The 12,027-nt window shown below is 45.1% G+C and carries 11 protein-coding genes; 6 read left to right on the forward strand and 5 right to left on the reverse strand.

Annotated elements, in window-relative coordinates:
• Positions 1 to 4: 4 nt before the first annotated feature.
• Complete coding sequence (gene thrH, locus G7Y46_RS06290; RefSeq protein ID WP_165062420.1) at positions 5 to 607, reverse strand: bifunctional phosphoserine phosphatase/homoserine phosphotransferase ThrH; 603 nt, start codon at positions 605 to 607, stop codon at positions 5 to 7.
• Between the two features lie 126 nt (positions 608 to 733).
• On the opposite strand from thrH, the gene G7Y46_RS06295 reads away from it, so the two are divergent.
• Positions 734 to 2,038 carry a (Fe-S)-binding protein gene (locus G7Y46_RS06295; RefSeq protein WP_165253351.1) on the forward strand — a complete coding sequence of 435 codons (1,305 nt, stop codon included), beginning with the start codon at positions 734 to 736 and terminating at the stop codon, positions 2,036 to 2,038.
• 146 nt (positions 2,039 to 2,184) lie between these two features.
• Here G7Y46_RS06295 and G7Y46_RS06300 read toward each other — a convergent pair whose 3' ends face one another.
• Positions 2,185 to 3,018, reverse strand: coding sequence for a sortase (locus G7Y46_RS06300; RefSeq protein WP_165253353.1), 834 nt, complete (start codon positions 3,016 to 3,018; stop codon positions 2,185 to 2,187).
• Between the two features lie 325 nt (positions 3,019 to 3,343).
• On the opposite strand from G7Y46_RS06300, the gene pyrH reads away from it, so the two are divergent.
• From pyrH to dxr, 5 genes are read left to right on the forward strand one after another with little or no spacing between them, the layout of a single operon-like run.
• The gene (gene pyrH, locus G7Y46_RS06305; RefSeq protein ID WP_165253355.1) at positions 3,344 to 4,060 is read left to right on the forward strand and encodes a UMP kinase; all 717 of its coding nucleotides are present in this window, start codon (positions 3,344 to 3,346) and stop codon (positions 4,058 to 4,060) included.
• An 11-nt stretch (positions 4,061 to 4,071) separates the two neighbouring features.
• Positions 4,072 to 4,635, forward strand: a complete 564-nt coding sequence (frr, locus tag G7Y46_RS06310; RefSeq protein ID WP_165062424.1) for a ribosome recycling factor — start codon at positions 4,072 to 4,074, stop codon at positions 4,633 to 4,635.
• A gap of 49 nt (positions 4,636 to 4,684) precedes the next feature.
• Positions 4,685 to 5,458 (forward strand): isoprenyl transferase, encoded by a 774-nt coding sequence (locus G7Y46_RS06315; protein WP_165253357.1) that lies wholly within the window; start codon positions 4,685 to 4,687, stop codon positions 5,456 to 5,458.
• Entirely contained in the window at positions 5,458 to 6,666 is a 1,209-nt protein-coding gene (locus G7Y46_RS06320) for a phosphatidate cytidylyltransferase (RefSeq protein ID WP_241157076.1), read from the forward strand. The genes G7Y46_RS06315 and G7Y46_RS06320 overlap by 1 nt, the downstream gene beginning before the upstream one ends.
• A complete protein-coding gene (gene dxr / locus G7Y46_RS06325; protein ID WP_165253359.1) occupies positions 6,653 to 7,756 on the forward strand; it encodes a 1-deoxy-D-xylulose-5-phosphate reductoisomerase in 1,104 nt (367 codons plus the stop codon). Before G7Y46_RS06320 ends, dxr begins: the two co-directional genes overlap by 14 nt.
• Here dxr and G7Y46_RS06330 read toward each other — a convergent pair.
• The 3 genes from G7Y46_RS06330 to G7Y46_RS06340 are packed head-to-tail and all read right to left on the reverse strand — an operon-like array spanning position 7,729 to position 11,998.
• Positions 7,729 to 8,463 carry a class B sortase gene (locus G7Y46_RS06330; RefSeq protein ID WP_165253361.1) on the reverse strand — a complete coding sequence of 245 codons (735 nt, stop codon included), beginning with the start codon at positions 8,461 to 8,463 and terminating at the stop codon, positions 7,729 to 7,731. The genes dxr and G7Y46_RS06330 overlap by 28 nt on opposite strands.
• Entirely contained in the window at positions 8,457 to 11,513 is a 3,057-nt protein-coding gene (locus tag G7Y46_RS06335; RefSeq protein WP_165253363.1) for an InlB B-repeat-containing protein, read from the reverse strand. The genes G7Y46_RS06330 and G7Y46_RS06335 overlap by 7 nt, the downstream gene beginning before the upstream one ends.
• Positions 11,510 to 11,998 carry a hypothetical protein gene (locus G7Y46_RS06340; protein WP_165253365.1) on the reverse strand — a complete coding sequence of 163 codons (489 nt, stop codon included), beginning with the start codon at positions 11,996 to 11,998 and terminating at the stop codon, positions 11,510 to 11,512. The genes G7Y46_RS06335 and G7Y46_RS06340 overlap by 4 nt, the downstream gene beginning before the upstream one ends.
• Positions 11,999 to 12,027: the final 29 nt, after the last annotated feature.

Consider the following 12,027-nt stretch of genomic DNA (forward strand, 5'->3'; position numbering starts at 1 on the left):
TAGCTTAAAGCGCAGCCTTTATAGCTTGTAGCAGCTCGGAATATTCGGTATAAGCGGGAACATCCGGGTATTCTTTTTTCAGCGCGTCTATTGTGCGGAAGAAAAATCCGGCTTTCGAATTTAGGATCATTCCCACATCATTATACGAATCGCCGGAAGCTATTGTTTGAAGCCCGGCTTGATGAAGCGCTCGCACAGTGGTTAATTTTGTTTCGGGGCAGCGCATCTTGTATCCGGTTATTTCGCCGGTAGTGTCATTCACCACAAGTTCGTTGCAGAAAATAGTTGGAAAGCCAAGCTTTTGCATAAGCGGTTTGGCAAACTGCGAAAACGTGTCAGAGATTATTATTACTTGTGCAATTTGGCGCACTTCATCTAAAAATTCGCGCGCACCGGGCATTGGGTCTATCTTGGCGATAACTTCTTGTATTTCTTTTAGTCCTAAGCCGTGTTCGCGCAATATATCTAGGCGGTATTCCATCAACTTGTCATAGTCTGGCTCGTCGCGCGTTGTGCGTTCTAGTTCAGGGATGCCTGCCGTTTTAGCAAAGGCTATCCATATTTCAGGTACTAGTACTCCTTCTAAATCAAGGCAAACGACATTCATCGAACATTCTCCTTTACGCAGTTTTTATTCGAAAAGAATAACGCGGAAGTTGAGATTTGCGCATCCATTTCGGCGAACGAAGCAACATAAATTATATAATCAAAAAACGATTTGATTGGAGGCGCTATGTCGGTACGTGATTTTCTGGCTGCATACAAGCAAAGCGAGGGTATCCATAGTGCGAAGATGGATGCGCTGATTCAATTTAGTGCGCGCCAGTTAACGTGTTCGCATTGCGGGAAATGTACGCGCCGCTGTGAAGTGCTTGAAGGCCCGGGGCTAGATATAGGGCGTATAGCGGCGGCTTACGATCGTATAGTTGCTTTGCCTGAAGATGAACAGCCAGCTGCTCTAATGCAGCTTCTTAATGAAGACTATCCTATGTATAACGCGCTTCGCCAATGTTGCTTTTGCGGGCATTGTACGGCAGAGTGCCCGCATCATGTGCTTGCGCCTGAAGATATGCGTGTTTGGCGCGAGCTGTTTATGCGTACCGAAATAATGCCAGCACAAGATTCGCGTTTGGTTATGGTAGACGAAGAATGGCATATTTTTAGTGCATATCGCGCTATATATGGTATAGGGTATCCGGAATTTACTAGCCTAGATGCGGCTGCCGAGCATGGTCCGGGGCTTGCGGATACGCTGTTTTTCCCCGGATGCTCGCTTGTTAGTTATGCGCCAGATGTAATGCGTGCCATAGGAGCGTGGCTTACCGAAAGCGGTGTTTCGTGGGCGCTGTCGGATGGATGCTGTGGCAGTCCGCTGATGAGCGCTGGGATGTTTGAGCGTGCGGCGGCGCTGCGAGCTAAGTTTATAGACCAAATGCAGAAGGCTGGCATAACGCGCATGGTAACGGTTTGCCCCGGCTGCGCCGATGAATTTGTGGAAGACATGCCTGCCGGAATTGATATAGTGCCTCTGCCCGAGTTGTTAGAGCAATTGTCGGCGCAGCGTGAATCTGAGGGTCGCGAAAGCGGTTTTTCGCCACTTTCGCGCGATGCGATTACTTTCTTCGATTCATGCCACGACAGAAGCAGTTGCCGCAATGCGCGTGCCATTCGAAGATTAATGGTGAAGTATGTTCCGCAAGCTGCTCAGCTTGAAATGGATAACCATAAGCGGCAAACACTGTGTTGCGGTGCTGGTGGTGCGGTAGCCAGCTACGATGCCGATATTACAAATTCGCGCGTTTGGCGCGTTATAGACGAGGCTCGTGCTACTGGTGCGCAAACCGTGATTACTATGTGTCCAACATGTACATACACGATAGCGCAGGCAAATCTTTCTGCGCCCGAACGCGGCATTGAAAACAAGCATTACCTAGAGATGCTTTTTGGAGTGGAAATAGACTGGGCGAATGTGTTTGATCAGCTAGGAAGCATGTGGACTGGCGAATATGGTCCGTGGCTTTCGGCAACATTTTTCTAGGTGTGCGCATGGCTTAGGGCAGGCGTGTGTTTCTTGCGTCAGGCGGGTCTGAGGGCGTGCCCTAGAGGCGCGTGGGTGCGTGCCCGGGTGTTAGGCAGGCAGTTACCGGGTGTTAGGCAGGCAGTTACCGGGTGTTAGGCAGGCAGTTACCGGGCTACTATAATTCGATAATTTGCGTTATCGCCGCAGCAGGTTTGTAAAATTACAGATTCGCCATAGCCGCTAACACGCTCTTGTATATCTTCCCAGTAGGCGTTGTTGGGCACGGTGAATACATCTATCACGTAATATGTTCGCGAATTACCGGTGCTGTCGTTAACAGTTATTGCGTCGTTGTATGTTAGGTTCATAACATGATGGAAAGATCCGGGGTTGTGTCCTATGAAATATCCCCAAGTTCCATCGGTTGTGCTGTCTGATCCCATCCACAGTCCAGCGCCTGAAGATGGCGCTGCGCTTGCTAGGTATGTGTCAATGTAGGGCACGGTATTACCCTTTGCGCTTATGGTGTTGGCGTTATAGGTTTTCTGCGCAGGCGGGGATGTTGTTGGTGAGGCAGAGGTGTTGGTTGCTGATTTCTGGGTTTTCGTTGAAGCGCTCTGCGCTGTTTGCTTAACTTCAGCGCTTACCATATCTGCTTGTGCGTTCAAAAGATTTGCCCCCTCTTCTGTAGCTATTCCGCATGCTTTATTTATTGCGAAAGTTATGCCAGCGTCTAGCGGAGATTGCGCTTTAGCGTTTTGCTCTACAGCTATGGGATGCTGAATACTTGTGCCGTTGTCTGTTTGTGCGTATGCCAAACTGGGGAATGCTAAGAGCGCAACGCTTAGTGTTAACGCTGCAATTACGAGCGCTGCAGCCTTCGCTTTACTTTTTCGTATCACCAGAATTGGGCGGCTTTCGTTTTGCCTTCCCAATTTTGCTGATACGGCGTATATCTGGTTTGAATTCTGTATGTATTTAGACATATCAGTAGACATATCGGGCAGCCTTTCGCTTTAAGTGAAGGCTCTGCTCCTCATGTCTTCAAACCTTACATTGCCAGCATATCGCCTATTTCGCGATAGGTATGGCTTATGAGATATATGCAATTTTGCCGATGTTGAAATGTAACCGTTGCTATATTTGTAGGTTGTTATTTTGACAATAATGCGTCACTTGTTAAGGTTGTTAATGGTTTCAACGGGTGCGCTTTGGCAATTTCAAAAATTGGACCCGGTGTTGGAATTCCGCATATTGCGTTTAGAACTGCTGGGTTTCGGGGTAATATGTATATAAACATGTTTCTATAAGAAGGCGGTGCGCATGGCAGACGGTTATAGGTACAACCGCGTACTCTTGAAGCTATCGGGCGAAGCTCTTGCAGGCGATCAGGGGTATGGCATAGATCCCAAAGTTGTGAACAATCTTGCTGATGAGATAGCCGATATAGTGCAAGATGGTGTGCAGCTGGCTATTGTTGTCGGGGGAGGGAATATTTTCCGCGGTCTAGCTGGCTCGGCTGAGGGTATGGATCGTGCTCAGGCTGACTATATTGGAATGTTAGCTACTGTAATGAATGCGTTGGCATTGCAAGATGCTTTCGAGCGGCACGGCATATTTTCGCGTGTGCAAAGCGCTATCAATATGCAAGAAGTCAGCGAACCTTTCATACGCCGTCGTGCTATGCGGCATTTAGAGAAGGGTCGCGTTGTTATATTAGCTGCCGGAACTGGCAATCCTTATTTCACGACCGACACCACAGCGGCGCTACGTGCTTGCGAGCTAGATGTTGATTGTTTGATGAAGGCTACAAAGGTGGATGGGGTTTACGACAGCGATCCTGCAAAGAATGAAAATGCGATGCGTTTTGACCATATAACTTATATGGATGTATTAAACCGCGGTCTGAACGTGATGGACGCTACGGCAACTTCGCTTTGCATGGACAATAACGTACCGATGATAGTATTTGATCTTACGAAGCGCGGCAATATACAGCGGGCGTTGCGCGGCGAAGATGTGGGAACCACTATTGACTGAAGGGAAGCGCAATGGCTGATGTAGAAGAAATTTTGATGAACGCTGAAGATCGTATGCAAAAGGCGATAAATTCCTTGCGTGATAACTTTGCGGCAGTTCGTACAGGACGCGCGAATGCAATGGTTCTAGATCGTATAACGGTTGACTATTATGGGGTGCGCACTCCTATAAACCAGATGGCTGGAGTAAAAACTCCCGATGCGCACATGCTTGTTATAGAGCCGTGGGACAAGTCTTCGCTTAAAGATATAGAGAGAGCTATTCTTGAGAGCGATTTAGGTGTAACGCCAAACAACGATGGCTCTGTAATTCGTCTACCTTTCCCGCAGCTTACAGAAGAGCGTCGCCGCGAGCTTGCAAAAAATTGTCGCACGTATGCAGAAGAATCGCGTGTTGCTGTGCGTAATGTGCGCCGCGATGCGAATGGAGCTATCGAGAAAGCAGAGAAAAACGATGGCTTGCCCGAAGATGAAGCGCGCCGTGCTGAAGAGCAGGTGCAAAAGTTGACCGATAAGTATGTTGCCGAGGTAGATGCGGTTCTGAAGGCTAAAGAAGCTGAGGTTATGGAAGTATAACGCTTCAGCGGATTTGCTTTTATCTTATTGGTAAGAGAGATTTTTAGTATTGAAAGACCTAAACTACATATTTCCAGATCCTCCAATTGATGCCAATCCGTCAAATTTAGATCTTGCGCGTATACCTAAGCATGTTGCTGTAATAATGGACGGTAATGGACGTTGGGCAAAAAAGCGGGCGCTGAATCGTTTGCGCGGGCATAATGCTGGTATCGAGGCTGTCCGCGAAACTATACGCTGTGCTAACGATTTAGGCGTTCGATATCTTTCCATATATTCCTTTTCAACCGAAAATTGGAAGCGACCCGAAGACGAAGTTTCAGGATTGATGAACCTGTTTGCTAAAACCATGCTTGCTGAGGTGGATGAATTGCACGCCGAGCAAGTACGAGTTATGACTATAGGCGACTTGTCCATTCTTCCGTCCGATACACGAGAAGCTTTTGAACTTGCTTGGAAAAAGACTTGTAATAATGACGGTATGACGCTTGTTGTGGCTGTGAATTATGGAGGCAGGGCAGAAATAGTGCATGCTGCGAATGAGTTCATTCGCGATGCGGAAACTGCGTTAGGTGCGCATGGGGAATTTCCGCGACTCACAGAAGAAGCATTACAAAAGTATTTATACACCGCCGATGCACCCGATCCTGAATTACTTATTCGTACAAGTGGGGAAATGCGTTTGTCTAATTTCATGCTATGGCAAGCTGCTTATTCCGAATTTGTTTGTTCTCCGGTGCTTTGGCCCGATTTTGATCGCTATGAATTTTTGCGTTGTCTTTTGGAATACCAATCTCGCGATAGACGTTTTGGAGCCATCTAATGGCTAAAGAAACAACAGAAGCTATTGATGAGGCTTTGCAAAGTGATGCTGATTGCGCTGATAACTTTTCGGACGAATTGACCGATTTGCAGCGTGAGGCTAGGGCAAAACTTAAAACTCGTGTGCGAGAATTAACTGATGCGGCTGGGGATGAACCCGGGGCATTTAGTGCTCGACCTACGACTAAAGAACTTGGTAATGGGCGCGAACCCGAAGATCCGGCGATTATTTACAGTTCAAACAAGGCTCCTGTAGGACCGCCTTGGCATTATGATATTACGCCTGACGAGGCAGCTGCCAAGCAGCAAAAAAAAGAACAGCGTGCGCTGAAGCGTCAGAAAATGAAAAAGAATGCACTAGATAAAACACCCCAGAAATTGAAGAATCCATCTGGGCTTCAAGTGCGTTTTAGAACAGGGCTTGTTTATACACTAGTTACCATAGCGTGCGTTTTTGCTGGAAATATACCAACCATGATTTATCTAATGGTGGTGGCTGGTATATGCGCTGGTGAATTTTATTACATGTTGCGATCCGACTCTAAACTTCCAAATGAAATGTTGGGAATAGCTGGGGCAGTTCTGTTTATTCCCGCGGTGTATTTCGGTGGCTTGGCTGGTGGCATGTTGGTTGCGCTAGTGTTGCTAATAGCGCTTCTTATTTGGTACGTCTTTTGGCTGCGTGCACGCATTCAAGATGTTAGTGTCAGTTTTTTAGGTGCCGCATACACTGGGCTTTTACTTAGCGGTTTAATGATTATACGCGCGTCGGTTGAGCCGCCGTGGGGTGGTCTTGTATTGTTTTTGCTGTTTTTAAGCGTGTGGGCGAATGATGCCTTTGCATATTTCGTTGGAAGCAAAATAGGAAAACATAAGTTAGCCCCAAGAACTAGCCCAAAAAAGAGTTGGGAAGGTTTTTTGGCAGGGCTTGTAGGCTCTATGCTTGTTTGGGTAGTTATGTCGTTTGTGCCAAGTGTAAATCTTGATATTCCTACAGCATTGCTGTTTGGTCTTATATGCGGTCTTTTAGAGGTTTTGGGAGACTTAGCGGAAAGCCGTATTAAGCGCAATTCTGGTTTCAAAGATTCGGGCACCATAATGCCTGGTCATGGTGGTCTGCTCGATAGATGCGATTCGCTTTTCTTGGCATCGGTTTCGGCTGCCTTTCTTCTAATTTTAGGAGGTTGCATTCCATATGATGTCTTCTAAAGGGGTTGTAATACTAGGCTCTACGGGTTCTATCGGGTGTCAAACATTAGATGTTGTATCTCAAAATCCCGATAAGCTGCATGTGGTGGGTTTAGCGTGTGGCACTCGTGTTTCCGATATGCAACGTCAGGCACAGAAGTTTTCTGTAAGGCATACAGCTGTTGGAGCAGATGATGCTTTAGACTTGATTGACCTAGATGGTGTTGACATTGTAGTGAATGCATTAGTGGGCGCGGCTGGATTACGTGCTAGTTATAAAACCTTAATGGCTGGCAAGACGCTTGCATTAGCAAACAAGGAGTCTCTTGTAGTTGGCGGAGATTTGCTTATGCCTATGGCTGACAAGCCCGGTCGTCTTATGCCGATAGATTCAGAACACGGTGCAATATATCAGTGCCTTATGGGGGAAGAAGCAAGCCATGTTAGGCGTTTGTGGGTTACAGCTTCTGGTGGTCCTTTTAGGGGTATGACTACCGACCAGCTAAAAAATGTAACTGCAAAAGAGGCGCTTGCGCACCCAACTTGGAATATGGGACCAAAAATAACTATTGATTCATCCACGTTGATGAATAAAGGTTTAGAAGTTATAGAGGCGCATCATCTATTCGATATGCCTTACGAACGCATTGAGGTGGTAGTGCAACCGCAAAGTGCAATTCATTCTATGGTGGAGTATACAGACGGTTCCGTTAAAGCTCATCTTGGTACTACTGACATGCGTATTCCTATACAATTTGCGCTCTCTTATCCTGAGCGTTGGGATGCTCCTGTAGCTCCACTAGATTTCCGAGAGCTTGGTAGTTTGGAATTTGCTGCACCTGACACTAAGACTTTCCGTTGTCTTGCATTGGCTAGAGAGGCTGGCAAAACAGGTGGAACTTTACCTGCAGTAATGAATGCTGCAAACGAGGTTGCTGTTGGGGCTTTTTTGCAAGGAGAGTGCTCTTTTTTGGATATAGCAGCTTGCGTAGAAGATGCTATGGAAAAGCACAAGGTTCAGCGTGTGGAAAGCATAGAGCAGCTGCAAGAAGTTGATATGGATGCGCGTCGTTGTGCGCTGAATTATTTGTCAGATTGTACTGCAGCATAGACAAGAGTTCTTTCGTTTGAATATCGGTTATAGCTACAAGTAACAAAAGTAATGCATGATGAGGGTATGCTATCTTGTAGTTTTACGCAGCATTCATCGAGGCGCTCTGAAAACCACAGATTAAAATCTTCTTGGGTATCGAAAGACGTTCGTTTTGTGCGCTGATTTCCCTTTACTATAGATGCGCCTGAAATTCGTAGAACTTTCTTCCATTCAGGGGTTTGCAGCAGCACTATAGAGTGTTTTTGAGCAAATTCTTCTTGAGAATAGTTAGCAAATGTGGCGAACATGGAATTCCCATTTCTTATGTTATGTCCGAATATTACAGCGTTTTGGCTGTTTAATCCCAGCTCTGCACAGTCTGCATCTAAGTACGGGCAACCATGGTAATTGGCGTAGCCACGTATGTCATGCTCTAAATAATAAGTGGGATTATCTGTAGGCGCTTGTACTATAGCGCAGCTAAGGTCAGCTCCGGGTATGCTTACCCAGCCAATAACATCTGGATTTACGCTCTGCCAATAATTCCAATCTATCTCTGGAAATCCTTCAGCATCTTGCGCTTCTGGAAAATTGGGGTTAGGCACAGTGTATGAGTTGCTAGCGCACCAGAGCAGCCATGCAAGTACACATCCTAAAAGCGCAAAAGATAATCCCGCTATAGAAAATCCTAGTGCAGCTTTTATTTTGTAGCTGCGCTTTACCATGTTTCTTTTCTTTTTAAAGATATGTGTCCGTAAATTATTCCTATTGCAGCAATAGTTGTGACCAGAATTGCGAATAGGACTATTGTTTGGGAGGAATCTCCTGTCTTGTCGTAGGTTTCTCCTATTTTTGATGTGGCTACTGCGCCATTGTTGGCTGTTTGACCATATCCGGTATTTATAGTGGGATCTCCAAAGGTATCTATGGAAGCGTCTAAAGACACTGGGTCTACAGATTGGTCAGTTATTTCACCTTTTTCTGCAGGGTCGCTAGGCTGATCGGGGACATAGGTATTTTGCGGTTCATCTTTAAGTTCTGGATTGTTTGGCAACTCCGATTCGTTTGGTGTATTTGTGTCGGCTGCGTTCATCGGTTTCCATTTTGCATATAGATTTACTACAGCTTTGTCATTGCTAGCTAGATTGATAGTTTGTTCTCCCGGTTCGTAGCAATTAGTTATTCCGCTACGATTTTTGCTCCATCCGCAGAATTCGTAACCTTCACGAGAAAATTCATTACTAGCAATATTGAACGGCTCGTCGTAAACGCATTTTGTGCAGCTCATGTCTCCTATTCCACCGTTGGCGTTATATCGTATCGTGTATTCAATTGGTTCAGATATTGCGATATATGTTGCAGCTGTATAAAGCCCATCAGAGTTTCTCTCTGGTAATACTTTCGATGTTGTACTTATTGTTTTGCCCGCTATGTCGTGCCATTCAAGAAACTTATATCCTGTATTCGATATAGCTTGCGCGCCGTTTGCTAATCCGCTTTTGGGTAGCAATTCTTCGCAAGCATTGTTGATGCTTGTTTGGTTTGGGTTTTCCGCTTTGTAGGTTATAAGGACAGGTGCATTTTCCTGCCAAACTGCGTAAAGCTCTACAGTGTTGGTTCCCTCTTCTACTATATTGCAGATATTTTCACCATCCTTGAAGACGATAGGTCCATCTTTGCTTAATGCCCATCCTTGAAAGGTATTGCCCGGTTTGGTGAATTTGCAATAATTTAGCGTGTCTGGCTGATCGAAATATTCATGTTGTGCAGGCATATCGCCATATGCTTCGTTTGGGTTAAATACTATGTCGTATTCAAGGGGAGTCCATTGTGCGAATAACGTTATGTCATCGTCGTTTTTATCTGTTAAATTATTAACCCATTGAGCATCTGCAAAGGAAATACCTTCTCCTTTCATGTCGGTATTCCATCCTGTAAAAATCCATCCATCGCGCTGAAAACTACACTTGTTAAGAGGCTTGCTCTCGTCGTATTTCATTGCTTGTCTATCCATTTGTCCGCAGCCGCTATTCGCATCAAAGGTTATGTGATAGTTAATTGGAATCCATTTTGCATATACGGTTGAATCTTCTACAACTTCTTTGTATCCATCGGTCCAGCTGTCAAATATGTAGCCGGTAATGGTTGGAGGTGCAGGTGGGGTAGCACTTTGTCCCGGCTTTAATGGTTCGGTTTTTAATGTATTTCCCCAGCCGTCATCAAATGTGACAATGCAATTATCTGCCCATTGGGCGTATAGTTTTACAACTGCACCGTTTGTAGCAGATAAATTAGATACACTTTCTTTGTTTGCGTAAGTATCGCCCGTACCGTCGGGTTTTGTGTTCCATCGTTGCCAAGTTGATTCGCTATTATTGAATAAATTTTGCAGTAGTTCTGCATCTTTATCGTATGTCATGTGTTGGACTGGCATGCTTCCCGACCCGCCGTTTGCACAGAATTCTATGTCGTATTTATTAGCTTCCCATTTCGCGGTTATTTGTGTGTTTTCGTATGTGCGTGTAATCTCTTTGTCCCAATTTACGAACGTATAGCCTTCACGTTTAGGAATTTCGGGTGCAGTAGGTATTCCGCCGAATGCTACCGTTTGACTTTTAAGCGCTGAACCTATGCCGTCGTAAAAACTGACAGTGGGATTTTTGCCCCATACCGCATATATGGTATTTGTTCCTGCGGCAATTGTTACAGAAGATACGATGTTTGTTTTAATGCTGTTGTAAGTAGCTTTATTGTTTATATCTCCATATTTTGTTTTCGACCATCCAAGGAATGTATAGCCACTTCTGGTCGGCTTAGCAGACGTTAATGTATGCGATTTACCTTCTTCGAAATAGCCTGCATAGTTGCTTGCGCGTGCTTGAGAGATGTTGGTAACGATGCTGGAACTTGAGCCACCATTCAGGTTATAGACTAGGGGAGCATAGGGAACAATTTCAACATCGTCGATCATCGAGCCAGTACTTGAACTATCGGTTGATATTTCAAAACTTGTTCTCGTTTGCCCATCAGGCACAAGATATTTTCCCTGATATGTTTCCCAATAAGCACCCTGAGCATAGTTCGATGTTTTGCTTGGGCAGTATGTTGTCATAGTGGTGCCAACGTATCCGAGTGCACCTCTTTTATCTACATTTTGGCTTATTCTATAAGCTCCTTGTTTTACGGCATTATTCCATCCAATAGTCATATATACATTTTCAGCATGGGTAGCATTTCGGGCTTGATGTTTGAATTTCCAAACAAATAGTGTTCCTGGAGTAGTTGCTAATTTTTGCTCCATGCTTAGCGCATAGCCTTTCCAGTAATTTGTGGAGCTTTGCGAGTATCCATCATTACCAAACAGTAAAGCGTATTGATTACCTTCGGATTTTTGTATTCGTACACCATGTGAGGGCCAAATTCCATATTCATCGGTGCTTGAACCTTTGTGGTAAAACCACTCCATATCTATGTCGTAGCTGTCCCATCCAAAGTCTTCATCTGGTACATCGTCTAACCAAATTTCTCCGTCATAAGAGAAATTCTGCAAAGGTAGATAATTCCAATTTTTATTAGTAAACGCATCTGAGGTGCCACTCTGCAATATCGGATAGTTGAATCTTCCGTTTTCGAGCTTAGTTGGAAGTGCAGCGGCAGCTTCAGCCGCCTGTATGCTCGATAGAGCAACGACAGGAATGCAGCTTGCAACTAAAAGAGCTGATAAGCCAAAGCGTATCATCTTGTTTTTGCGTGTAAGTTTAGCGGCGTTATTCATTGTTCTACCGCCCTAACTTCACCACAAGATGTGCAGGTTTCTGTTTCGGTTACTAATTCGTCGTAGGCTTCATTTGCTACTACTACCTCTGTCCATTCCTTAGTTTTTTGATGTGTTTCTGCAATGGGGACATTTGTGGTGTAGCCACTATGTCCTGTTGATGTGCGATGCTCTTCTGTTTTGCCATCTATTGTTTCATTGCAGATATTGCAAACTGTGTGTGGTACAGAAACAGTCTCATATGTTGCCGGATGCTGCACTTCGTAAGTTACAGCGTCGTGATGAACCAACTTAGTATCTGGCTGGAATATGTGAGTGCAAGTTTGCGTTTGCGCATCTGGTGTTTCTGCCTCGGCAAATTGGCGCTGTAGACCAGTAGATGTAACAACAATGGCGGATACCCCTACGCTTATAGCCAATAAAACTATGGCGCATGTTATAAAAATCACGTGCTTAGTTTGCATCTGATTGTTTGTGGTATTCATTTTTACCTCCCTGATTACGTATACGAAAA

The organism is Adlercreutzia sp. ZJ304 (genome assembly GCF_011039075.1).
In the GTDB taxonomy this organism is placed as follows: domain Bacteria; phylum Actinomycetota; class Coriobacteriia; order Coriobacteriales; family Eggerthellaceae; genus Adlercreutzia_A.

What these genes read in the sequence shown, in the direction of transcription:
- thrH (WP_165062420.1), bottom strand. Translation starts at nt 607, where the DNA reads ATGAATGTCGTTTGCCTTGATTTAGAAGGAGTACTAGTACCTGAAATA.
- G7Y46_RS06295 (WP_165253351.1), top strand. Translation starts at nt 734, where the DNA reads ATGTCGGTACGTGATTTTCTGGCTGCATACAAGCAAAGCGAGGGTATC.
- G7Y46_RS06300 (WP_165253353.1), bottom strand. Translation starts at nt 3,018, where the DNA reads ATGTCTACTGATATGTCTAAATACATACAGAATTCAAACCAGATATAC.
- pyrH (WP_165253355.1), top strand. Translation starts at nt 3,344, where the DNA reads ATGGCAGACGGTTATAGGTACAACCGCGTACTCTTGAAGCTATCGGGC.
- frr (WP_165062424.1), top strand. Translation starts at nt 4,072, where the DNA reads ATGGCTGATGTAGAAGAAATTTTGATGAACGCTGAAGATCGTATGCAA.
- G7Y46_RS06320 (WP_241157076.1), top strand. Translation starts at nt 5,458, where the DNA reads ATGGCTAAAGAAACAACAGAAGCTATTGATGAGGCTTTGCAAAGTGAT.
- dxr (WP_165253359.1), top strand. Translation starts at nt 6,653, where the DNA reads ATGATGTCTTCTAAAGGGGTTGTAATACTAGGCTCTACGGGTTCTATC.
- G7Y46_RS06330 (WP_165253361.1), bottom strand. Translation starts at nt 8,463, where the DNA reads ATGGTAAAGCGCAGCTACAAAATAAAAGCTGCACTAGGATTTTCTATA.
- G7Y46_RS06335 (WP_165253363.1), bottom strand. Translation starts at nt 11,513, where the DNA reads ATGAATAACGCCGCTAAACTTACACGCAAAAACAAGATGATACGCTTT.
- G7Y46_RS06340 (WP_165253365.1), bottom strand. Translation starts at nt 11,998, where the DNA reads ATGAATACCACAAACAATCAGATGCAAACTAAGCACGTGATTTTTATA.